General features: G+C 40.5%; 30 protein-coding genes, 1 tRNA gene and 2 pseudogenes. 12 read left to right on the top strand and 21 right to left on the bottom strand.

Annotation, left to right across the window (positions count from 1 at the left end; translation table 11 throughout):
- Positions 1 to 4 precede the first annotated feature (4 nt).
- Together glgD and BN3282_RS03625 are read right to left on the bottom strand one after the other, a co-directional pair.
- The gene (gene glgD, locus BN3282_RS03630; RefSeq protein WP_059066745.1) at positions 5 to 1123 is read right to left on the bottom strand and encodes a glucose-1-phosphate adenylyltransferase subunit GlgD; all 1119 of its coding nucleotides are present in this window, start codon (positions 1121 to 1123) and stop codon (positions 5 to 7) included.
- Positions 1120 to 2394 carry a glucose-1-phosphate adenylyltransferase gene (locus BN3282_RS03625; RefSeq protein WP_059066744.1) on the bottom strand — a complete coding sequence of 425 codons (1275 nt, stop codon included), beginning with the start codon at positions 2392 to 2394 and terminating at the stop codon, positions 1120 to 1122. Before BN3282_RS03625 ends, glgD begins: the two co-directional genes overlap by 4 nt.
- A 221-nt stretch (positions 2395 to 2615) precedes the next feature.
- On the opposite strand from BN3282_RS03625, the gene murC reads away from it, so the two are divergent.
- From murC to BN3282_RS03605, 4 genes are all read left to right on the top strand, one after another.
- Positions 2616 to 3995: a UDP-N-acetylmuramate--L-alanine ligase gene (gene murC / locus BN3282_RS03620; protein ID WP_059066743.1), complete on the top strand. Its 1380-nt coding sequence runs from the start codon at positions 2616 to 2618 to the stop codon at positions 3993 to 3995.
- Positions 3996 to 4138: 143 nt separating this feature from the next.
- On the top strand, positions 4139 to 5206 hold the full coding sequence (locus tag BN3282_RS03615) for a DnaD domain protein (protein WP_059066742.1): 1068 nt from the start codon (positions 4139 to 4141) through the stop codon (positions 5204 to 5206).
- 16 nt (positions 5207 to 5222) lie between these two features.
- Positions 5223 to 6227, top strand: a complete 1005-nt coding sequence (locus tag BN3282_RS03610; RefSeq protein ID WP_059066741.1) for an ATP-binding protein — start codon at positions 5223 to 5225, stop codon at positions 6225 to 6227.
- Positions 6221 to 7405, top strand: coding sequence for a ribose-phosphate pyrophosphokinase (locus tag BN3282_RS03605; protein ID WP_059066740.1), 1185 nt, complete (start codon positions 6221 to 6223; stop codon positions 7403 to 7405). Before BN3282_RS03610 ends, BN3282_RS03605 begins: the two co-directional genes overlap by 7 nt.
- Before the next feature lie 77 nt (positions 7406 to 7482).
- On the opposite strand, the gene BN3282_RS03600 is transcribed toward BN3282_RS03605, so the two are convergent.
- Positions 7483 to 7746 carry a hypothetical protein gene (locus tag BN3282_RS03600; RefSeq protein ID WP_059066739.1) on the bottom strand — a complete coding sequence of 88 codons (264 nt, stop codon included), beginning with the start codon at positions 7744 to 7746 and terminating at the stop codon, positions 7483 to 7485.
- A 127-nt stretch (positions 7747 to 7873) separates the two neighbouring features.
- Between BN3282_RS03600 and BN3282_RS03595 the strand changes: the two genes are divergently transcribed.
- Positions 7874 to 8110, top strand: a complete 237-nt coding sequence (locus BN3282_RS03595) for a helix-turn-helix domain-containing protein (protein ID WP_059066738.1) — start codon at positions 7874 to 7876, stop codon at positions 8108 to 8110.
- Positions 8111 to 8142: 32 nt separating this feature from the next.
- Here BN3282_RS03595 and BN3282_RS03590 read toward each other — a convergent pair whose 3' ends face one another.
- A complete protein-coding gene (locus BN3282_RS03590) occupies positions 8143 to 8445 on the bottom strand; it encodes a hypothetical protein (protein ID WP_059066737.1) in 303 nt (100 codons plus the stop codon).
- Between the two features lie 231 nt (positions 8446 to 8676).
- Between BN3282_RS03590 and BN3282_RS03585 the strand changes: the two genes are divergently transcribed.
- The gene (locus BN3282_RS03585; protein ID WP_059066736.1) at positions 8677 to 9090 is read left to right on the top strand and encodes an EamA family transporter; all 414 of its coding nucleotides are present in this window, start codon (positions 8677 to 8679) and stop codon (positions 9088 to 9090) included.
- Here the strand turns inward: BN3282_RS03585 and BN3282_RS03580 are convergent.
- On the bottom strand, positions 9055 to 9711 hold the full coding sequence (locus tag BN3282_RS03580; RefSeq protein ID WP_059066735.1) for a YitT family protein: 657 nt from the start codon (positions 9709 to 9711) through the stop codon (positions 9055 to 9057). The genes BN3282_RS03585 and BN3282_RS03580 overlap by 36 nt on opposite strands.
- A 91-nt stretch (positions 9712 to 9802) precedes the next feature.
- Here BN3282_RS03580 and BN3282_RS03575 point away from each other — a divergent pair, with 91 nt between their 5' ends.
- A complete protein-coding gene (locus tag BN3282_RS03575; protein WP_059066734.1) occupies positions 9803 to 10609 on the top strand; it encodes a MerR family transcriptional regulator in 807 nt (268 codons plus the stop codon).
- 209 nt (positions 10610 to 10818) lie between these two features.
- On the opposite strand, the pseudogene BN3282_RS15550 reads toward BN3282_RS03575, so the two are convergent.
- The 5 genes and pseudogenes from BN3282_RS15550 to rplM form a co-directional block, all read right to left on the bottom strand.
- Positions 10819 to 10899: pseudogene (locus BN3282_RS15550) on the bottom strand (carboxymuconolactone decarboxylase family protein); the annotation flags it as partial.
- Positions 10900 to 10924: 25 nt separating this feature from the next.
- On the bottom strand, positions 10925 to 11395 hold the full coding sequence (locus BN3282_RS03570; RefSeq protein WP_059066733.1) for a flavodoxin: 471 nt from the start codon (positions 11393 to 11395) through the stop codon (positions 10925 to 10927).
- A 110-nt stretch (positions 11396 to 11505) separates the two neighbouring features.
- Positions 11506 to 11975 (bottom strand): annotated as a pseudogene (locus tag BN3282_RS03565) (LysR family transcriptional regulator).
- 133 nt (positions 11976 to 12108) lie between these two features.
- Positions 12109 to 12501, bottom strand: a complete 393-nt coding sequence (gene rpsI / locus BN3282_RS03560; protein ID WP_059066731.1) for a 30S ribosomal protein S9 — start codon at positions 12499 to 12501, stop codon at positions 12109 to 12111.
- A 26-nt stretch (positions 12502 to 12527) separates the two neighbouring features.
- Positions 12528 to 12956 (bottom strand): 50S ribosomal protein L13, encoded by a 429-nt coding sequence (gene rplM / locus BN3282_RS03555; RefSeq protein WP_059066730.1) that lies wholly within the window; start codon positions 12954 to 12956, stop codon positions 12528 to 12530.
- 410 nt (positions 12957 to 13366) lie between these two features.
- On the opposite strand from rplM, the gene BN3282_RS03550 reads away from it, so the two are divergent.
- The gene (locus BN3282_RS03550) at positions 13367 to 14680 is read left to right on the top strand and encodes an alpha-amylase family glycosyl hydrolase (RefSeq protein ID WP_059066729.1); all 1314 of its coding nucleotides are present in this window, start codon (positions 13367 to 13369) and stop codon (positions 14678 to 14680) included.
- Positions 14681 to 14783: 103 nt separating this feature from the next.
- Positions 14784 to 14867, top strand: a tRNA-Leu gene (locus BN3282_RS03545).
- 195 nt (positions 14868 to 15062) lie between these two features.
- Here BN3282_RS03545 and BN3282_RS03540 read toward each other — a convergent pair.
- The 9 genes from BN3282_RS03540 to BN3282_RS14985 form a co-directional block, all read right to left on the bottom strand.
- The gene (locus BN3282_RS03540) at positions 15063 to 15461 is read right to left on the bottom strand and encodes a DUF6751 family protein (RefSeq protein WP_059066728.1); all 399 of its coding nucleotides are present in this window, start codon (positions 15459 to 15461) and stop codon (positions 15063 to 15065) included.
- The gene (locus BN3282_RS03535) at positions 15430 to 15828 is read right to left on the bottom strand and encodes a head-tail connector protein (RefSeq protein ID WP_059066727.1); all 399 of its coding nucleotides are present in this window, start codon (positions 15826 to 15828) and stop codon (positions 15430 to 15432) included. Before BN3282_RS03535 ends, BN3282_RS03540 begins: the two co-directional genes overlap by 32 nt.
- An 80-nt stretch (positions 15829 to 15908) precedes the next feature.
- Positions 15909 to 16889, bottom strand: coding sequence for a phage major capsid protein (locus tag BN3282_RS03530; protein ID WP_059066726.1), 981 nt, complete (start codon positions 16887 to 16889; stop codon positions 15909 to 15911).
- A gap of 7 nt (positions 16890 to 16896) precedes the next feature.
- Positions 16897 to 17523: a hypothetical protein gene (locus tag BN3282_RS03525; RefSeq protein WP_059066725.1), complete on the bottom strand. Its 627-nt coding sequence runs from the start codon at positions 17521 to 17523 to the stop codon at positions 16897 to 16899.
- Positions 17524 to 17625: 102 nt separating this feature from the next.
- Positions 17626 to 17898 (bottom strand): ribosomal-processing cysteine protease Prp, encoded by a 273-nt coding sequence (locus BN3282_RS03520; protein ID WP_059066724.1) that lies wholly within the window; start codon positions 17896 to 17898, stop codon positions 17626 to 17628.
- Positions 17899 to 18023: 125 nt separating this feature from the next.
- Positions 18024 to 18248, bottom strand: a complete 225-nt coding sequence (locus tag BN3282_RS03515; protein WP_059066723.1) for a hypothetical protein — start codon at positions 18246 to 18248, stop codon at positions 18024 to 18026.
- On the bottom strand, positions 18241 to 19086 hold the full coding sequence (locus BN3282_RS03510; protein WP_408606314.1) for a phage minor capsid protein: 846 nt from the start codon (positions 19084 to 19086) through the stop codon (positions 18241 to 18243). The genes BN3282_RS03515 and BN3282_RS03510 overlap by 8 nt, the downstream gene beginning before the upstream one ends.
- Before the next feature lie 38 nt (positions 19087 to 19124).
- A complete protein-coding gene (locus BN3282_RS15390; RefSeq protein ID WP_267304055.1) occupies positions 19125 to 19376 on the bottom strand; it encodes a phage minor capsid protein in 252 nt (83 codons plus the stop codon).
- A 34-nt stretch (positions 19377 to 19410) separates the two neighbouring features.
- Positions 19411 to 19548 carry a hypothetical protein gene (locus BN3282_RS14985; RefSeq protein ID WP_162858208.1) on the bottom strand — a complete coding sequence of 46 codons (138 nt, stop codon included), beginning with the start codon at positions 19546 to 19548 and terminating at the stop codon, positions 19411 to 19413.
- Positions 19549 to 19677: 129 nt separating this feature from the next.
- Between BN3282_RS14985 and BN3282_RS03500 the strand changes: the two genes are divergently transcribed.
- The 3 genes from BN3282_RS03500 to BN3282_RS14980 all read left to right on the top strand — a co-directional run bounded on the left by BN3282_RS03500 (position 19678) and on the right by BN3282_RS14980 (position 21205).
- Complete coding sequence (locus tag BN3282_RS03500; RefSeq protein WP_059066720.1) at positions 19678 to 19941, top strand: hypothetical protein; 264 nt, start codon at positions 19678 to 19680, stop codon at positions 19939 to 19941.
- A 63-nt stretch (positions 19942 to 20004) separates the two neighbouring features.
- The gene (locus tag BN3282_RS03495) at positions 20005 to 20496 is read left to right on the top strand and encodes a PH domain-containing protein (protein ID WP_082667447.1); all 492 of its coding nucleotides are present in this window, start codon (positions 20005 to 20007) and stop codon (positions 20494 to 20496) included.
- Positions 20497 to 20818: 322 nt separating this feature from the next.
- Positions 20819 to 21205, top strand: coding sequence for a hypothetical protein (locus BN3282_RS14980; RefSeq protein WP_147337199.1), 387 nt, complete (start codon positions 20819 to 20821; stop codon positions 21203 to 21205).
- 284 nt (positions 21206 to 21489) lie between these two features.
- Here the strand turns inward: BN3282_RS14980 and BN3282_RS14975 are convergent, their stop codons facing one another.
- Both BN3282_RS14975 and tnpA read right to left on the bottom strand, forming a co-directional pair.
- On the bottom strand, positions 21490 to 21666 hold the full coding sequence (locus tag BN3282_RS14975) for a hypothetical protein (RefSeq protein WP_162858207.1): 177 nt from the start codon (positions 21664 to 21666) through the stop codon (positions 21490 to 21492).
- 219 nt (positions 21667 to 21885) lie between these two features.
- Positions 21886 to 22347 (bottom strand): IS200/IS605 family transposase, encoded by a 462-nt coding sequence (tnpA, locus tag BN3282_RS03485; RefSeq protein WP_059066596.1) that lies wholly within the window; start codon positions 22345 to 22347, stop codon positions 21886 to 21888.
- Positions 22348 to 22477 lie beyond the last annotated feature (130 nt).

Below are 22477 nucleotides of genomic sequence, written 5' to 3'. Positions count from 1 at the left end.
ACCCTTATAATGCATATCGCTCGTTTTTCTCAACTACCACTTTCACACCATTCTCACCGACATGTCTTGTGTTCGCTCTTATCGTATCACGACTCTCGACAATACAATTTTCAATATATGTATTATCCCCTAGATAAACATCGTTTAAGATAATAGAGTTCTTGATCACACAATTGTTTCCAACAAAGACTTTCTTGAAGATAACAGAGTTTTCAATCGTTCCATTCACAATGCTTCCGCTTCCTATAAGGCTGTTCTTCACTACAGCGCCCGGATTATATTTGACCGGCGGAAGATCGCTCACCTTGGAATACACACTTGGAAGCTCCCGGAAGAAATAATTTCTCACCTCCGGCTTCAGGAAATCCATGTTAGTCTGGTAATAGGAATTTACGGTTGAGATGTTACTCCAGTAGCTGTTTATCTTATAACCGTATATCTTCTTCAAGTTCTTATAACGAATCAGGATATCGGTTACAAAATCATGTCGTTCTTCCTCCGCGCAATGTTCGACGAGGTCGATCAGTTGTCTCCTGCGGATAATATATATTCCGGTAGAGATTGTCCGGGAATGAGCCACCATCGGCTTTTCCTCGAATTCTTCGATACGCGCCGACTCATTCATGCGTACTGTTCCAAAACGTGTCGCATCTTCTTCCGGCCCTAAGTCTTTACACACAACAGTGATATCTGCTTTCTTTGCTATATGATATTCCAACACTTTATTGTAATCTAGTTTATATACTGCATCACCAGAAGTAATGATCACATACGGTTCATGACATCGTTTCAGGAAATCCAGATTCTGATAGATTGCATCTGCCGTGCCGCGGTACCAATTACTATTGTCCGTCGTGATCGTAGGAGTAAAAAGAAACATTCCCCCTTGCTTTCTTCCAAAATCCCACCATTTAGATGAATTCAAATGCTCATTCAAAGATCTGGCATTATACTGTGTCAGAACAGCTACTTTCTGTACATGAGAATTTGACATATTGCTCAAAGCAAAATCTATCGCACGGTAACTGCCTGCGATCGGCATAGCAGCCGCCGCTCTCTTTGCCGTAAGTTCCTTCATTTTTCTGCTGCTTCCGCCCGCTAAAATAATTCCAACTGCTCTCATACCCGTTCACCTGCCTTTATCAATGTTTCTCCACTTGCGAGTACCCCATCGTTGTAATCCTCAGCGGATGTCACGCCGCTTATGGCAGTATTCTTACCAATCTGCACATCCGGCGGTATCACCGAATTCTCTCCGATCGTAGCCAGTCCGCCGCTGTAGATATTGGGTTTTAGCTTATTTGGAACTTCACTTCCGATACCAATAGTCACATTCTTGCCGATCACCGTATCTTCCGCGATGATTGCTTTTTCTATCACGCAGTTTTCTCCTATTTTCACCCCTTGCATGATAATAGAATCTTTGACCACACTTCCTTTTCCTATTGTCACGCCTCCGCCCAGAACGGAATTATGTATTTCTCCGTGTATCTCAGATCCATTAGTGATGATACACCTGTCTACCACTGCGTCCTCTGCAATATACTGCGGCGGAATATTCGCACTGTTCGTGTAAATCTTCCAAAATTCTTCATATAGATTAAACTCCGGAATGATATCGATCAGTTCCATATTTGCTTCCCAATAAGAAGTTAAAGTTCCTACATCCTTCCAATACCCGTTATATTCATAGGCAAACAGCCTGTCTCCCTTTTCATGGCAATATGGGATAACATGTTTTCCAAAATCACAGTTAGGCTGTTCTTTCAGATGTATCAGCGCGTCCCGCAAGACTGGCCAGCTGAAAATATAAATCCCCATAGACGCCAGATTACTGCTTGGTTTCTCCGGCTTTTCTTCAAATTCTTTAATCCTGCTTTCCTCATCTGTGACAACAATACCAAAGCGGCTGGCCTCTTCCATCGGGACAGGCATGGCAGCAATCGTGACATCCGCACGATTTGCTTTATGGAAATCCAGCATAACTTCATAGTCCATCTTATAAATATGATCTCCCGAAAGAATCAGTACATAATCCGGATTGTATGTCTCCATGTAGTCCAAATTCTGATAGATTGCATTCGCCGTACCTGTATACCACTCACTATTTGTACTCTTTTCATACGGCGGCAGGATCGTCACCCCTCCAATGTTCCGGTCCAAATCCCACGGAATACCGATTCCGATATGTGTGTTTAGTCTAAGAGGCTGATACTGTGTCAAAACACCTACTGTATCCACCCCGGAATTAATACAGTTACTAAGCGGAAAATCAATAATACGATACTTACCGCCAAATGCCACGGCCGGTTTGGCCACTTTAGCTGTAAGAACCCCCAGACGACTGCCTTGTCCACCCGCTAACAACATAGCAATCATTTCTTTTTTAAACATTGCGTCACCTCATTTCTAGTTAGATGTATTTATTATATCATACTTTTCTCTTTTGCGAATAATTTTTACAATTTTTTGTATTTTTTTTTACGCTTTTTGTTAAATTAGTACAAAAAGAACTTCTTTAAAAATTTCCCATATATAGTATAATATAAAAAGCACTTATAATTTATGACTATTTTCCAGATTTTTCAAAATTATTTTTTAAAGGGGCATTTTCTATGTATAAAATCAATTTTCAAAAACCTATACACATTCATTTCATCGGAATCGGTGGCATCAGTATGAGCGGACTTGCCGAAATACTGTTAAAAGAGGGTTTCACCGTATCCGGTTCTGACACAAAAGAATCTGCGCTCACAAAGCATCTTATGGAGAAGGGAGCACATATCATCTATGGGCAAAAAGCTTCCAATATCACTGACGACATCGACTGTGTCGTGTATACCGCTGCCATCAGCCGTGACAACGCAGAACTGATCGAGGCTGTCGCACACAAGATCCCTATGCTTACACGTGCAGAACTGCTTGGTCAGCTGATGAAGAACTACGAGACTCCCATCGCTGTCTCCGGCACGCATGGAAAGACAACAACTACATCCATGATCTCTCATATTTTATTAGAAGGAAATCTTGATCCCACTATTTCTGTGGGAGGTATATTAAAGGCCATCGGCGGGAATATCCGTGTGGGAAATTCTGGTACCTTTATCACAGAAGCATGTGAATATACAAATAGTTTTCTTCACTTTTTCCCAAAGATCAGCGTAATCTTAAATATCGAAGAAGACCATCTAGATTTCTTTAAAGATCTGGAGGATATCCGCCATTCATTTCATCAATTTGCAGCGCTTCTTCCTCCTGAAGGCACATTAGTCATCAATGGAGACATTAAAGATCATACGGAAATTTACGAAGGGCTCTCCTGCCATCTCATCACTTATGGTTCTTCCGCTTCTTTTGATTACAGCGCCACCAATATCTGCTATGACGAGAAGGGCTGTGTATCCTTTGATTTACTAAAACACGGAGAGTTAATAGAGAATATCGTCTTATCTGTGACAGGAGACCATAATGTATCCAACGCTTTATCGGCGATCGCCGTAGCTGAACTTCTGCACATTCCTATGGATACGATCAAGAAAGGGCTTTTCTCTTTTTCCGGCACGGACCGCCGTTTTGAGTATAAGGGTATGCTAAACGGGATCACTATCGTAGACGACTACGCCCACCACCCAACGGAGATCACCGCCACCTTAAAGGCAGCCCAGCACTACCCGCACAATAGCCTGTGGTGTGTATTCCAGCCCCATACCTATACACGTACAAAGGCCTTTTTCCACGAATTCGCAGATGCGCTCTCCCATGCAGATCACCTTATTCTGGCAGATATTTACGCCGCCAGAGAGACCGATACTCTCGGCATCTCCTCTGCTGACCTGGCAAAAGAAGTAAAAAAAGCAGGAACAGACGCACATTATTTTTCAAGCTTTAAAGAGATCAAGGCTTTCTTAAAGGCACACTGCATGCCCGGAGATTTGTTAATAACTATGGGAGCCGGAGACATTGTAACCGTAGGGGAAGAACTCTTAAAAGAGTAGTTATCCACATCTTTTGCACAGAGTTATCTACAAAAAACCTTGTCTCTCCTTTGAAAAAGTACTTTTTTCAGCAATGGTTAAATGCTATAATACCAACTGTACCAATGATAAAATTATGAAACTAAAAGGTGGGACAAGGTTCTATGAAAACTCTGACTTTAAAAAATAAATACCAGGCAAACGCAACGCTTCTATCTAATGATTTTATAGATCATTATATGATAAATGCAAATGGAGAATTTGTGAAAGTCTATTTATTTTTACTGCGGCATCTTGATGATCCTTGTTCTTCATTGACGATTTCGTCTATCGCTGACTGCCTGAAAAACACAGAAAGCGATGTTCTGCGTGCGTTTCGTTACTGGGAAACCGTAGGCCTTCTGCTGTTGGATAAAGATGAAGACGGCAAAATATCCGGGATCGAACTGCAAAAGACGCCTCTTTTATCAGGCACACCTTCCGCCTTGAAAGAAACTTCCTCTGCTGCTGTCCCTGCCGCCGCGTCAGTCCCGGAAAGACACTGCGTGCCAGCAGGGCAAACCGTGCCAAACACGATCCCTTTGGATTCTTTCAAAGCACAAAAAGAGTTAAAATCTCTTTTTTTTATCGCAGAGCAATATCTGGGGAAAACTTTATCTCATACAGAGATAGATGCCATTACCTATTTTTATGACACGCTTCATATGTCTGCGGATCTAATCGAATACCTGATCGAGACCTGCGTAGAGAATGGGCATAAAAGTATCCATTACATACAAAAAGTCGCTCTTTCCTGGTCGGATGGTGGGATCACAACAGTCGCACAGGCAAAAGAACAGTCCCTATGCTATCACAAAAACTGCTATACTATCCTCAATGCATTTGGTATCAAAGGGCGTGGTCCTGCGGCCTCTGAGCTTTCCTATATTAAGAAATGGACTGAAACGTTTGGTTTTTCTCTGGATATCATACAGGAAGCCTGCCGCCGCACGATCGCCGCGACTCATCAGCCAAGTTTTGAATATACGGATACTATATTATCCAAATGGCAAAAAGCAAATGTAAAACATCTAAAGGATATTCTTACACTTGACGAAGACTTTTTAAAGAAAAAATCTTCTCAGAAAGAAAGTGTCCGCAAGACCAAACCGGTCACAAAAAATCTCAATAACTTTGAGAGACGTTCCTATGATATGGACTCTCTGGAAGAGAAACTGTTAAACAGTAATTAAGTTAGGAGCAACGACCTTGGGATTAAAAAATTCGCAATATCAGACGATCATGAGAGCTTATGAACAAAAACAGTTTAAAAGCCACGACATACTGACCAGACGTTATCAGACTGTATATGAAAAGCTGCCAGAATTCAAGGAACTGGACGAATCTATATCAACACTTTCCATCCAATATGGAAGACGGCTCTTAAATGGAGCAGAAAAGGATATATGCTCTTTAAAAAAAGAACTGGAAATACTTCGCAGCAGCAAAGAGAAGCTTCTTCTTAGCGCCGGTTTTCCAAAAGATTATCTAGAGCCTGTCTATGAGTGTCCCGATTGCCGCGATACAGGATACATAGATGGAAAGAAATGCCACTGTTTCAAAAAAGCAGTCACTGATCTGCTCTATGAACAGTCTAATTTAAAGGAAATCCTGGCGGAAGAAAATTTCAGCACCTTCCGGCTGGATTATTATTCAGAAAATTATTTCGACAGCAAAACGGGCCGTTCTTCCAGAGATCTGACAGCAGATGCCCTGCAGGTATGCCGCCGTTTCGCAGATACATTTGGAACAGAATTTCACAATCTGTTTCTCTACGGGGACGTAGGAATAGGGAAGACCTTTCTCTCCAATTGTATCGCAAAGGAGCTGATGGACAGAGAATTCTCCGTCCTATATTTTTCTGCCCCCAAATTTTTTCATATCCTTGCGCAGAATACTTTTGACAAAAATGATATTGACGCGCACAACATGTTCGAGTATATTTTTAGCTGTGACTTATTGATCATAGATGATCTGGGCACAGAATATACAAATTCATTTATAGCATCCCAGCTTTTCACCTGTATCAATGAAAGGCTGATCGATAAAAGATCGACCATTATCTCTACTAACCTTTCTCTGGAAGCGCTTGCCGACCTATATACCGAGCGCGCTTTCTCAAGGATAACAAGTAATTATACACTGCTCAAACTGGTCGGAGATGATATAAGAATCAAAAAGAAGTTAAAAAACAGGGAGGACTATTCATGTTAAGTCGAACAGAACGAATTTTAGAAAACATTCCAGTTGGCGCACTGGGTTTGATTCCCGTTGTCGGCTGTGAACAGCTGGTAAAAAAAGTGGATGATTATCTTGTAAAATGGAGAAAAGAAAGCGCCTCTAAATATAAGGATGACGTTGCTTTCGCCGGCTACGAAAAAGATTCTTTTATCATAGATGCCAAGACGCCCCGATTCGGCTCCGGTGAGGCAAAAGGAATCATCGCAGAATCTGTACGCGGCAAAGATCTGTATATCTTAGTCGATGTATGTAATTACAGTATCACGTATTCACTCTCAGGAAATACCAATCATATGTCGCCGGATGATCATTTTCAGAATTTAAAACGCGCTATTGCCGCTGTAGGCGGAAAAGGTCGGCGTGTCAATGTGATCATGCCTTTCTTATATGAGAGCCGGCAGCATAAAAGAAGCGGACGAGAATCTTTGGACTGTGCTCTCGCTCTCCAGGAACTCGTACACATGGGTGTAGACAATATTATCACTTTTGACGCCCATGATCCCAGAGTGCAGAACGCAATTCCTTTAAGTGGCTTTGAAACCGTATCCCCTACCTATCAATTTATCAAAGGTCTCTTAAGGCATGTAAAAGACTTACAGATCGACAGCGCCCATATGATGGCGATCAGTCCCGATGAAGGCGGTACTAACCGCGCGATCTATCTCGCCAATGTCCTAGGTCTGGATATGGGTATGTTTTATAAACGGCGTGATTACACCAGAATTGTAGACGGAAGAAATCCTATCGTAGCGCATGAATTTCTGGGTAGCTCCGTAGAAGGGAAAGATGTCATCATCATTGACGATATGATCTCCTCCGGTGACAGTATCATCGAGGTTGCCACAGAGTTAAAACGCCGTAAGGCAAAGCGTATTTTTGCTGCGGCTACATTCGGACTGTTCACAAATGGAATGGAAAAATTTGATAAAGCCTATGAGAACGGTCTCATAACAGGGATCCTCACGACAAATCTCATCTATCAGACTCCGGAACTGCTCTCCAGGCCTTACTATATCAGTTGTGATATGAGCAAATATATCGCTCTTTTGATCGATACATTGAACCATGATGGTTCTATCAATTCTCTGCTGAATCCAAACGAACGTATTCAGCGTGTACTGCAAAAATATAAAAACGGCGAAACCATTTAATTAAACCATTTCTGTAATAAAAGGGGTATTACTTCTGCAGGAAAGATTTCCTGAAAAGTAATACCCTCATTTTTTCACTATATATGTGCTAAAAGTTGTTCTTTTATGTTTCTATACTGTACAAGATATTCTATAAAATTTCCCCCACATATCTTCTGTTCTGATAAATATGATAAATTTTTGAGATAATAATACTGTATCTCTGCTTCAAATCTATCAAGTTGTCCCTCCAGTTCCTCGCCCTGCGTATCCTCTCCATATCTATCCAGAGAATTCTCCATGCCCACACAAGAACTCAGATTTTCCATGCATAGTTTCAATTGCCCAAGTAATTCCCGCATACTCTATCACCTCTGATTCGCCAAGAAACTTCCGCCAGGATAACTATATAGTGAGTCCTTATACAGTGACTTACTATTTACCACCTCATTATATATAATTAAAGTAAATTTGTAAAGGAGAATTTGAATGTACTACGGCCATTTGGAGTTTCATATAGAAGAAATACTAAAAGAAAAGCACATCTCCAAAAATAAGATCTGCAAAGATTTAGATATTCCCCGTTCTAACTTCAATAGATACTGCCGCAACGAGTTTCAGAGGTTGGATGTCGGTCTGCTCTGCAAACTATGTTACTACCTTCAAATAGATATCGGCCGCCTGATCACGTATCAGCGTGAAGAACAGACAGACGAAGACAAATGAAATCTGTATGCATATCCCATCCGCCTCACCCTTTAAGAGCGTGAGGACTTTTTGCTGATATTCGCAAAAAACATTTCGTAGAAATCATCTGCCCCAGCCAAAACAGGAGAATTTTCTCCACCACCATTCGTACTTCTTTTCATATTTGCATAGAATTCTTCTCCGGCACAGATCAACTCCATCTCGTATAATTCATATCCCATATCGCGGCAGAGACCGCAAAATGCCGACACAGGGTCTGTCTCCTCTCTCGTTTTCAGAAATCGCTGACGAACGGTCTCATCCCGCATCGCCAAACGCTGCAATTCTTCTAATACAATCGGAATCTCTTTCATTCACGCACACCTCTCTTATCCATTTCCATTGTTCTTTGTTTCCCAGCTCCATAACTGCCATTCTTTATATTGTTATACGGATATAATTATATTCTCTTATTTCGGCAATAGCAACTTGCTTGTTCCCACAATTTGTTCTTGTTTCTCCTTTTCATTAGTGAGATAATAAAAGTGTGCAGATATGTAGACATCTGCACACTTCATACTTAACAAAAAGAAGGCAATCGTAATATGTGGTTTATATTTGCATTACTTTCTGCATTTTTTGCAGCATTAACCTCCATATTGGCAAAAATCGGCATACAGGAAGTCAACTCCAATCTAGCAACTGCTATTCGTACGATTGTAGTTGTTATCATGGCTTGGGGAATGGTTTTTCTAACCAATGCGCAACACGGTTTATCTGATATTCCCAAAAAGAGCTGGCTCTTTCTCATACTTTCCGGCCTGGCAACAGGCGCTTCCTGGCTATGTTATTATAAGGCTTTACAAATAGGAGATACCTCAAAAGTTGTCACAATAGATAAATTAAGTGTAATTATCACCTTAGTACTGGCATTTGTTTTCTTGCATGAAGATTTTACAGCCAAATCTTTCGCCGGCTGTATTTTAATCGGAATCGGAACATTGTTGATGGTCATTTAAGCTCGAAGGATTTGCTTTAGGAAATTGGATCTTTTGTATAATACCAATAATCTGTCCCGACAAGATAACGGTCAAGAGCGAATACACAATCTTGCTCACCGGAATATACGTAAGCGATACAAGTAATACGATCAGATCACTGATCAAATAGATCCATTGGATATCTAATGGAAACACTCTTTCCAAACTCATCGCAAGCGCATCATCTCCTGTTGGCGCCCCGCCAACCCGGACACAAATCCCAACACTCACCCCTACAAATAAAGCGCCTACAACTGCTGCTAAAAGTGGCTTTGTACCAATATCCGGAAACAGTGGTTCAAACTGTTCAAAAATTCTATAAAAAACAGAAAACCCAACGGAAGAGATAAAAGAATATGCAAGAAAAAGTTTTCCCAACAATTTCCACCCCAAAAAATAACAGGATGCTGTCAGCACAAATCCTGAAACAGACGGGGAAATACCAAACCAATATTCCAAAAGAAGTGTCAGCCCTAAGATCCCGCCCTCTGTAACATTAGATACAGAATGGATATTATAAAGTCCAAATGCTAATATCGCACTGCCCAATAAAAGAAATACTACTGATGATAATTTAAGTTCTTTTAAAACTGAACGCATTTTTTTAATTCCTTTCATCAATTTATGATTGAATCTATGCAGCAATTATATACTCTGGTATAATACTAGAGTCAAGGAGATATATAGGAATATGAAAAAATTTTTTAAAATCGGCGAAATTTCTAAATTATATGGAATCGGTGTAGATTCCATACGTTATTATGAAGAAATCGGAATCATAAAACCGCAACGTTCCAAAACCGGATATCGGTATTATAGTATCCACGACATCTGGCGGCTTAATGTAATCCGAGACCTGCGTTCCATTGGTTTTACGATGGAACAGATCCGTAAATACTTGGATCAGCATACTGTTTCATCCTCACTTTCTATGCTGAAAGATGAAAAAGAAGTAATCGAAAAGCAAATGCAGTATCTGCAAAAACTGCAAAAAAATGTAGATCACAGATTAAACAACATTCGTTCCGCATTATCTCTGCCTTTAAATGAGATCCACTTAATAAATATCCCGCCTCGGCATTGTCATCGTCTTCCCGAAGGATACGAAAACGAAGAAGAGATGGATCTTTTGATCAAGCAGCTTATCAACTTAAATCAAAACCGACTGTATATTATCGGAAGCAATCAGATCGGAACTATGATTTCTCTGTCATCTCTGTTAAACAAAAAAATACTTTCCTATCAATCTGTTTTTCTCATAGATGAAGACGGAGCAGACAGCATCGACGGAGGCAGTTATCTCTGCGTCACCTATCGTGGGAATTATAAGCAAAGCGCCTATTGGGGACAACAGCTTGCACAATATGCGCACTCTCATAATTTCACGATTCTCGGCAACTTATTAGAAATTCTATGGATCGATATTCACACAACTTCTGATGAAACAGAATATATCACACAGTTACAGCTTCCCGTTGAAAAAACTCCTCAGAACTAATGTCCTGAGGAGTCGAAATTTTGTTTTTAAAATTATCCAAGCCAAAGATCCATATTGTCAGGCTTTATCTTAAAGAGCAGTTTATCATAATAAATCATAAGAAGATAATTCATAATTCCTAATATAATCAGAATCAGCCCAAGCTGCCATTCGTCCGGTGCTGCTCCATGCCAATGCTGTACACCTGAGGGAAGATTGTTCCAGTTCTATCCCAAAAGGACATCATCAGTAAAATGAGCAAATTGTGGTGTAAATTCCTCTAATGATTTTTCACCTGCTGTCTGTATCATTTTTTCATATTACATCTTTCCAATCCTATAATGTATCCACCCATTCAGCAACTTTCTGCTTCGTCACATTATTAAATATCTCTCCTTCTGTAAGCATGCAGTCCGGTACAGAAGGCTGCAATTCTCTTATCGTATTTCCAAATCCACTTCCACCGGAAGTAGCAAACAAAATGATTTTTTTACCTGAAAAATTATATTTTTCTAAAAAGGAATTTACAATTGTCGGTGCTACATACCACCAGATGGGAAAACCTAAAATAATTTCATCATAGGCATTGATATCTATATCTTTATCTACTACTTCTGGTCTGAATTTTTTATCATTCATCTCTATACTGCTTCTAGAGTTTTTATCCTTCCAATCAAGATCAGCATTTGTATAGGAAATCTTTGGTGTAATCTCATACAGTTCTGCCTTTGCACTATCTGCGATCATTTCTGCTACTTTTTTCGTTGTTCCGCTTGCACTAAAATATGCCACTAATCTTTTTCTCATAATAATCCGTCTCCTTTACAAAAATAGATGTACAAGATATCTTCTTATCCTGCACATCTATTTTACAATTCATAGTCGCATTATGTCCAATACTTATATTGTATTTATTTTTATACCTGGAAGGCATTGATTTCTTTTATCATCTTATTTACTGCCTGCGAATAAGGAATATTTCTTCTCCAGGCAATCACACAGTTTGCAAGTCCACTCTGAACGCCCATTCTTTCCTGTAAAATAAGCGATTTATTCAAAAGGTCTTTCTTCTCTATATATTCCTTATCAGCCAGCAGATCATCCGGATACATTCTCACTCCCCAATGATCGCTGTCCTTTATTCTGATATAATCACGTCCCTCCAACGTTAGTTCTTCCAAATTAAGGATTTCCAATGCCCTTCTCTTTAAGAATATCCCTTCATCTGTAAGCGTAATACTTTTTCCTTTGCGGACAAACAGAGTGTTATCTAACTCCTCTTCAAACACAGCAGGCTGTCTAGATAGGGTTGGTTGTGTGCTATGTAATTTCCCGCCGCCTTTGTAAAACTTTGTTCTTTTGCTACTGTCAAAAAATAACGTAGTATTCTTAATTACATAACTAATTTACCTTTTCATTTATAATTATGTAGTAACGCTAAAGTAAAAAGCAAACTCCTCAGAACCGCAGTCCTGAGGAGTTGAAAATTCTTTTGAAATTGTACGTTCCGAAACGTATGATTAACGTTTAGAGAACTGCGGAGCTCTACGAGCTGCCTTGAGACCGTATTTCTTACGTTCTTTCATACGTGGATCACGTGTCAGATAACCTGCGGATTTCAGAACTGGTCTGTAATCAGCGTCAGCTTCCAGCAACGCTCTTGCGATACCGTGACGGATCGCGCCTGCCTGACCTGTATATCCGCCTCCACGTACATTTACTAATACATCAAATTTATCAACTGTACCTGTCGCAACAAGCGGCTGGCGTACAACAACCTTCAATGTTTCCAGTCCGAGATACTCGTCGATATCTCTCTTATTGATCGTGATCTTACCTGTTCCAGGTACAAGATATACTCTTGCGATAGATTTTTTTCTTCTTCCTGTTCCATAATATTTTGCGTTAGCCACTGTAATGTCCTCCTTTCAACCTTTCCTTAAAATGTCAGTACTTCTGGCTTCTGAGCCTGATTTGCGTGCTCTGGTCCAGCATACACATGAAGCTTCTTGATCATGTCTCTACCCATAGGTCCTTTTGGAAGCATTCCTTTAACAGCCAGCTCAATTACTTTTTCCGGTTTCTTATTCATCATCTCTGCAAGTGTAGTTTCTCTCATACCACCTACATAATCAGAGTGATTGTAGTAAATCTTCTGCTGTAATTTCTTACCTGTCACTTTTACTTTTTCTGCATTGACAACGATCACATAATCTCCTGTGTCAATGTGTGGTGTATATTCTGGTTTGTTTTTGCCTCTTAATACTTTTGCGATTTCAGAAGCAAGGCGTCCTAATGTGCACCCTTCTGCGTCAACCACATACCATTTTCTTTCAATCTTGTCAGGGTTAGCCATATACGTTTTCATGGGTATTCCTCCTACTAATAATCTCATCTATAACATTACTTTTATATATGAAATCAGTACACTCCGGGGCTTTGGTGTATACTGTTTCTCCTTATGTCATGCTGTACTATTATAGTACTTGTCTGGCTTTGTGTCAAGTTTTTTCATATTTTTCCCTCTATATTTTTACCGATTTTAATCCTCCCTTTAGCAGATTATTCGCAAACACCTGTTGTCATGTTGTCCACAGGAATTAGAAACCTAATTTTTGTTCCCTGTTCTTCGCACTGTTTCTTATCAAAAAGTTACTTTTTGCTTCATTATTACTATACGGCTTATACTAAACAAACTAATTTCAAAACAGAAAATCCACTTTCTTCTGCACACTTATGCTATAATTATGAAAACAAGTAAAAAGGCAGGTACGAATTATGTGGGCTTATAACGAAACTTTCTATCAGATATATCCAATTGGTTTTTGCGGCGCACCGGCGCACAATGACGGGCTCTGCGTACCACGTATCCAAAAGATTGGAGATTGGAGCGAATATTTAGAACAGCTTGGAATTGGTTCCATTATTTTAAATCCGGTTTTTGAATCTGACAATCACGGCTATGACACAAGAGATTTCAAAAAAATCGACTGCCGCCTGGGCACCAACGATGATTTCAAAAAAATTTGCAAAATTTTGCATGAACACCATATAAAAATTATATTGGATGGGGTTTTCAACCACGTAGGAAGAGGCTTCTGGGCTTTTTCAGACGTACAGGAAAAGAAGTGGGATTCTCCCTATAAAGACTGGTTTTACATCAATTTCGACGGGAACAGCGGATATGACGACGGTTTTTGGTATGAGGGATGGGAAGGACATTTTGAACTGGTAAAACTGAATTTACAAAATCCGGAAGTGAAAAACTATCTGTTAGATTGTGTAAAATTCTGGATCCAGGAATTTGACATCGACGGACTGCGCCTGGATGTGGCTTATAGCCTAGATCACGATTTCATGAAAAGTCTGCGCAGATACTGCGAAGAAATAAAGCCGGGCTTTGCTTTGATCGGAGAAGTACTCTTTGGTGATTATAATATTATTGTAAATGACGAAATGCTGCACAGCTGTACAAATTACGAATGTTATAAAGGTATCTATTCCAGTTTTAACTGTATGAATCTATTTGAGATCGCTCATTCTTTAAATCGTCAATATGGGAAAGAACCGTGGTGTCTCTATCGAGGAAAACACTTGATGAATTTTGTAGACAATCATGATGTTACCCGTATCGCCAGTATTTTGACAAATAAGAAACATCTCCCTCTTGCATACGGCCTCCTTTTTGGAATGCCTGGCATTCCCTGCATTTACTATGGAAGTGAATGGGGAGAAGAAGGAGAAAAAGCACCAGGCAGTGATCATGCCCTGCGTCCTTGTTTTTCTGCTCCTAATGCCAATGAATTAACAGATTTCATCCGTACGCTGATCCACATCCGCAAAAATAGTCCTGCACTTTGCAGCGGCGGATATGAAAACATACTCATTACCAATCACCAGCTTATATTCGAGCGCAGAACAGAAAATGAAAGACTTCTCGTTGCCATTAATGCTTCAGAACATCCTTACACAGCATACGACAACAGAGTGTCCGGAAATTACCATGAACTTATAACTGGAGCAGCAGGAACTCTGGAAGGACAATGTCTCCTTCCTCCATACAGTGTCAGATACTATGATTTTTGCTGCTAAAAATAACAAACTTCCCCCAAAAAATTCCTGATAAAAAACGTGATAAAAAATTGAATTTAGGGGTTTACAAAATTGCCCTATTGTGATAGGATATATTTTGTCGGCGGAAGTGGCGGAATGGCAGACGCGCTAGATTCAGGTTCTAGTGGGAGTTAATCCTGTGAGAGTTCAAGTCTCTTCTTCCGCATAAAACCTGTAGTCCTATGGATTACAGGTTTTTTTGATTCCCCCTGCAAATATGCGGGTTTACGCAGTTCTCATGCTGGTTCTAATTTTCAGATACATAGCCTAAAAAACACGGTTTAGGGCAGCTATGCAACACGAAAAAATGAGGAAGATGATACAATATTCTTTCCCCTGGGATTGCCCCGGGATGTATTTTTTACATTTGACTCATTTTCACATTAAGCAAAAAGTTTTCAGAATGGCTCAACACCTTTCCGACTTCACCAGAAAAGCCTTTCTTTATTTCCGCTATCCCGCTTACTTTCTCCGCACCAGACCATTTCCCTACATTGAAAAAATCATCGTTTTGTACAGTCCACTTTTCTCCCGGCTCCGCCAGATCCATAAGGTCAGAAGGACGAAGCCACGCCTTGCAATATGCATAGGGTATTCTTATTAGGTATTTATCCGCACTTACCAGACCGCCATCAACACTGGCTGTTTCCTGGTCCGTATGAAGCCAGACAGCCTCGATATAGTGTGGGATATATACCATTTTTCTAGTTTCCATATCCGCAAATTGATTAAAAATTGTAATGGCAGCATTTGTCAGCACAGCATCCCACCCCCTGATACACTAAGCGTGTTCCCGCAAGGTAGCGGCGGATTGTATTATATATACGCGCTTGAATTGTTTCGGATCCGGCGTCCGAAAAACTGACTGAATATCCGTCTGTATTTTCCGATTTTATAATACGACCGCTATATCCTGCTCGGACTTCCATATCCTGGCAAAGCAAATCTGCGACTTTGCACACGCAATACTTCAACAGATTTTCTTCCTCCTCTGTATTAGCACTGCGGCGTACAATCATATTGATGTACGAATTTGCATCTACAACAAATTTTTTAAAAATCTCTTCGTCCGCTATGATCGTTCCGTTATATGTGTCGCGGTAATATACATAATCCGGTTCATACATATATCTTCGCCTCCCTTGTTAGTTCTTCGCTGTTTTTAGTCCGCCCCTCGCGCTGCGTACAGCCTTTGCAGGCGAGGGGTTTATTCCCCCGCCTTTAAAATTGCAAATGGGCAGCGTTTTGTTTTATTGGACTGCACGGAATTAATAGGATTTGGAATCTCCCAGCCAAGACGCATTACAGCACGCAGCGCCACCATGTCCTGCTGCATTAAGTTGTATGCTATAGATCCATCTGTGTTCTGAACAACACCTTCTGTAAACAACTTAAACGTAATATCCTGCCGGATCGAATAGACCAGCTGCGAAAAATCACCTGAGATCATAAGAGCTTTCGATTTATCAAAAGATCCATTATTCGGAAAATTCATCAGCGAACCATCCAAAGAATATCTTGTATCCCCCTGCATATCTGCCTTAAAGATAGGCTGACCTGTGGTATCTTTCAATCCTCTTAATTTTGCTCTCATGGTAATGTCCGCCATGTGTCCGGAAACAAAGAAACCAGATTCTTCAACCTTAGCGATTACTCCGTCTGTACCCATGATCTTATCGTAGAGATCGTCCGATGATCCAATCGTTACTACACTGGTCGCCTTTGTCGCAGTTGTCACGATCCCATCTCTCCATGAAGTCGGTTTATTTACATCAAACAATACTGCGCCGTCAATTACTTTTCCAAATGCTTCCTGCACTCTTGGGTGCACCTCTCCCCAAATATCATAATCAGAATCATCCAATACTGCTTCTGGAATCGGCACGATAACAGCAATTTCCTCTGCTGTGATAAATTTCTTATCCCACATCATTTTCGTCGTCTGTTTCTGTCCTGTATCCCCGTTTACGAAATACGCCAATGGCAGCATGTCAAGCACTGGCATTTTATATGTCTTGCTGGACATGTTCGGAAGACGCCTTCCCTGCGCCAGTACTGCAGACTGCGTCACAACTCCCTGAATAATTTCCCTCGCTTTTTCTTCCGGGATGAGGGTATCCGCCCCGGTACGGTCAATGATAACCGCATCATCTTCAAACCGTCTTAAATTCATTCTGTTTTTGTTCATTTTTTACCTACCTTCCTGCTGCTCTTCTTATCGCAGCATTAATACTATCATTTGGATTGTCTGTACCAGAAGCGCCACTTGATTGGGCTCCTGTGCTTACTCTATACGTTCCGCCTATACCTCCAGTTCCGCCTATAAAGCGTGGGTTTTCTTTTAAAAATTTATCCGCTGCTTTTGCAAAATCTATCTTGTCATCCACCATCTGATCCGCCTTAAAAATAACATAATCCAAATCTTCCGATCTGACCCCTTTTTTGCTTAAGATCTTCTCGTTCTCATATTGAGAGTTTTTAGCCTTTTCTTCTGCAAGCTCCCTTTGCAGATCATCTATATTGGGCTGCCTTGCTGCCTTCTGCGTTTTAAAATCATGGATCGCCTGTGTTACTTCATCCTCTGTCATTCCCTGTTTACGGAAAAAATCAGCCAGTGCTGTGCGTTCTGCTTTACTGGCCTGTGCACTTGCAATCTCTTCCGCCTGCTCATAGGTGTATGTTCCGGATCCTTGTGCCCCGGAAGCACTCCCGGCGTTTCCGTTCTGGCCACCGTTACCACCCCCGGCATTGTTGCCCTGCCCTCCTGCAGAGCCAGCTCCTGCGCCGTCTTCAAAAAGCTGTAAGTACATTCTGTTTCTCATCTTTCTTTACCTCCGTTTCGCCTCGACAGGCTCCCGAGCTTTTCACGTCATCACGTTTTGGACATATGAAAAGAGAACCTGTCTCCAAGCTCTCTTATTCTCTTATCTGTATTCAATTTTTACGTTTCCAGGATATTCTTCCTCTATATCCTCAAGCGCTTTGCTCATAGCTTTAAACAAATCATTTCCGCAGTATTTTTCATTTACGTCTCTGATTTCCAAATAACCGTCTGCCAATAATACGCTCCCCCAATTATTGTCTGCCACATAGTTCGCTACCATCTGGCTAATAGCAGAAATTGCATGACAGACAATAGGATTATCGGCATGCCCGGAAAAAATAACGCCGCCTTCTGTGTATGTGATTTTTGTCATTCTACCTCCTAAAAATGAGTATAAAAATACCACTCACTCCGAAGAATGAATGGCATCTATACTTCAGGGATTGCATCTTTTTCCCTTTTACTGCATTGTACATTTTTCATAGGCAAAAACAACGCCTATGCAATTTTGTTTACATCAAAATCTAATCCTAATTCTTTCAAGTCGGCATCTCTGACATCTAATTCACTTTTTAAAATATCCAACATTTCATAATATGCCAAACGGCGCCCTTGATTAAACGTGTCTGATTTATCTTTTTCACTTTCTTCAACAGCATCATTGGCATTATCAACAAGTCGGGCAATAATATACTTTAAAGATTCTTCACTTAATTTACTCATGATAATCACCTCTACTTTTCAATTCTTCTATCCTATCTTGAATAGATTGCCTGAAATTACGAATTTCTTTGTTCCAGTGGCGTTTTAGACCTTCTTGATACCGGGTATCATAATTGTCCCATTCGGGATAAAATACTTTAGGGTCAGAAATCTTTGCTTCATGTTCCTCAATTCTTATTTGATATTTTCTAATCGCACGTTTTAAAGAATTTGATTCCTGATTCTTTATATCCTTTTCAGAAAAAAACTGTAGGTTCATCTTTAGTTTGCTCTCTTTTTCTTTTATTATAGCAATACTAGATTTTTTTGCAATAAATTTTGTATAATTTGTCGTCCCAAATGCCACTCTTCCAAGCCCATCCATATACACCCGTTCCATCTGCTCTGGCAGTTTCATTTTCTTTGAAAAATTTTGGTACTGGTGAAGGGTATTCAAATATCTGGTTTTTGCTGCAATAACATCATCTGTACTTGCCCCACCCTGCTGAAGTCCTTTCACATATGCCCGCTGGTTCCGCATTTTTGTTTCCATTTGTCTCTGCATCTGTGAAGCCTGGTAAGGCGTATATTCTTTTCCATTATACAATCTTGTCTGCTGCTCTTTTCTCTCTAGTTCCCGAAGCTGCTCCGGTGTATATGTACGGACAGAATACCCTTTCACAAATGCCATATAACTGTGCCGGCAGTTTGCACCGCAAAGACCGGATACATCTCCCAAACCGCATACTGAAACCAATTCTTGCTTCGTATACACATTCCCGCTCCACCAATGGGAAGGTCTGTGCCCTGCGTGCCAGGTAACTTCAAAGGTATCTGTACCTAAATAATCCTTTGCTATCTTCTCATTAATCTGTGCCGATAGCTAAGAAACACCTGTCATAATTGCACGCCGTACTGCCACAGGAGTACGACAACTATACCCAGAAGCAAATCGACTGTACGCAGCCCAGAGGCTGTCATTTCCTTTACTACACGCCGCAGAACCGTGTTGTAATCAAACGCCCCGGATACAATATCCATACAGGCTCTGTCCAGATATTTCTGATAATATTCTGCCAGCGGAGTAAAAGCTATTCTTCCGCCGCCTATATCCACAGAAAATCCCATTGACCGGATAATGTTTTTAATCTCTCCTTTTCGTCTGCTTTACAACGGTTTCAGCCTATTGTCTTACCTGCTCATTTTCTTCCAGCGATACGAAATGTCCGTTTATCTGCTCATACGCCTCTTTATATCTCACATATTCCCAGTCGCAAACTTTATCATACAGCTCCCATATCTCCGGATCTGTTGCCCTCATAAGCTTTTTGGCTTCCTCCTTTCTCCTTTGATATTGCGCAATCATCAACATATTTTTTGCAATATTTTGCAATTTCTTATTTAAATTTATAACGCAATATTGTAATATCAAATCAAGAAGGTACTCGTTATGGAACAAAGAGCAGAAATACTAAGAGCATTAATGGAAGAAAAAGGCATGAAAGTTTCTGACATTGTAAGAATCTCTGGGATTATAAAAGCATACAAGGCAGGGTGCCAAAACAGATATGAGATTGCGGAGTTTCTGGAAGTAACTGAAGAATGTTTACAGGAGTGTATTGAATGCTGTCGTGATAAATATGGCGTATATACCACTGTAGATAATTACGTGATTTATTTTCTGCCAAATCTGGCAGTCATGGAAAAGGTATAACCGCTATGGCGTTTATATAAGTGGTGTTTTTAATACGGGCAAAAGATAAAGAGGAGGAATAGTATGGCATTTGGAATGAAAGATATGTTAAACAGTGCAAAGTCTGCGGCGGGGGCAGCTGGAGGGAATATCTTGCAAGGCGGGCTAAACAATTACAGTGAAGTTCCTGTAGAGCAATTACAGCAGGAATATGGCATGTACCTGATGAGTGGGGAAGTTATTCAAACCGGGTTTAAACTGATTCGTGACGCTCTGATTTTTACAGACAAGAGAATCATCTTCACAGACAAACAGGGGGCTACTGGGACAAAAATGCGTGTAGAATCTATAAACCTTTTTTCTATAGTTGATGTAACAATAGAAACAGCAGGATTTGGTTTTGATGACAGCGAACTTACCTTTACATACATCAAAACCGCAAACCTTACTGCGCATGAAGTTCAGTATGTTTCCCACAAACTGGAATTTCCCAAAAAATTTAATGTACAGCCATTATATAAAATGTTGCAAGAGCTTGCATACAACAACTGTTTGAGAATTAACGGCTTACAATAAAACAGAAACCTCGCCCCGGATCCGTCTGGGGCGATACAAAATAGTATATTTACCCTGGGGACCAATAGGGCGATATGCAGCCACCTACTCAGAAGAGAAAGGGGCTGGTGCCTATGTATGTAACATACAGCGATTTATTTACCTTTGTTATTATGCTAGTTGCTTCTATTACCCTTGTTATAACCATCAATAAACATAACAAAAAACAGCGCCTTCACCCGCAAAGTGTAGCGCTGTTTTGTAATACATATTTGCCGATATAGCTAGGTTTCAGCCAGCTATCGGCTCCCTTGTTAAGTATAATATAGCAAATATACGTTAAATGTCAACCGCCCCGGTACGTCAATACCGGAGCAGTTCTAGCACAATCCGCAGATTATGCGGTGTTCTCTCACAAGAATATTGTATCATCTTCGATAAAGCCGCACAACACAAAACATTTGTGCGCTCTTATTTTTATACCAAAGAAGATGATGTTTATGCCAACGGCAAAAAATTACCATCTGGTTCCTGGCGGTGCCAGATGTTCAGTCATTACGAGCCGATTTTTGACAAAAGTGGAAAGGCTGTCATCGATTCCAAAACGGGAAAGCAAAAACAGAAACACGTTTATGGATTATTTACCTGTGATGAGCCTGAGCAATCTGATAAACAGACTGCCGAGGTAATGGCAGTGCAATTTGATATGTACCCATTAAAAATGAAGTAAAACATCTCAGAAATGATTCCATATTAAAAGAAATATATCGTCACGCTCTCCCGGAAATGCAGAAAAAAATGGAAAACAAGGCACTAAAATATTTTAAAATGCAGCACAAAGTACAACACAAAACACGGTTTAGGACAGCTATAAACGTTGTGCTATGCCTGACATTGTATCTCCTGCCTGTACTGTTTCCAACAGTACTTTTTCCGTTCGTATCTGTACAGATACATTCCAGAATTCCTTCCCTGAGATAATCGTAATAGTTATTCTACTGTATTCGGCTACTTTTACAGCGATTTCTTTATGATATCAGATAAATTTTTCATCTCATCCGGCATACTCTGTGCCTGCTCAATTTTTTTCTTAATGTATCCACTGTGTTTGCGCTTCCTGCTGTTTGCGCTGCGAAATTCTTTTTCGCCGTCCAGCGTTATATATGCGCCTATTTTCTTCTTTCCATTCATCTCACCGGTCTTTTATCTTGAGAAATTACAGTCGCCCCCACCCGTAAAACAGGTGGCTCGGGACGCGGGCTCTAAGCCCGCCCTACTTGGCCGCGCCTCAAGGCGCTGGCTTTCTCTTTTTACGCCATGGGAAGTCTACCCTTTGTAGCCTTCCCACGGCTCCGTTCAAGCCACATTGCTATTGACTCGTCGCTGCCCCTAAAGGGGTGTTTGTACTACTCAGCCTTGACCCTTAAAAGGGTCTTCATATTCTTTCACACTGAGTTTGTCTTGCATAATATCCGCTTTTTCCTGTTCTTGTATATACTTCTTTATCGCGGCTTCATTTAATCCGACTGTGCTCACATAGTATCCTTCCGACCAGAAATGACGATTCCCAAACTTATACTTTAAATTTGCGTGTCTGTCAAACATCATCAGCGCACTTTTTCCTTTCAAGTATCCCATAAATGATGATACACTGATTTTCGGCGGTATACTTACCAGCATATGCACATGGTCTGACATCAGATGCCCTTCCAATATCTCCACTCCTTTGTAACTGCACAATTGTTTCAATATATCCCGCAAATCATTTTTGTATTGATTATAAACAACTTTTCTTCTATACTTGGGGGTGAAGACGATGTGATACTTACACATCCACTTCGTATGTGCGAGCGAATTCGTTTGCTTTGCCATTGAAATCACCTTTCCTTTCTTTAATAGTGGCCTGAACACCTCTATTATAAAGGAAAGGTGATTTTTTGTATAACTAACGTCGCGCACCCGCATAGCAGGTGGATTATATTTCGCACGTTTCCGTTTCTCT

The sequence above is a fragment of the Mediterraneibacter massiliensis genome (assembly GCF_001487105.1).
GTDB lineage: Bacteria > Bacillota > Clostridia > Lachnospirales > Lachnospiraceae > Mediterraneibacter > Mediterraneibacter massiliensis.
Note: the sequence above shows the minus strand (reverse complement) of the source record. Positions and strands in the feature narration are given on the sequence as shown.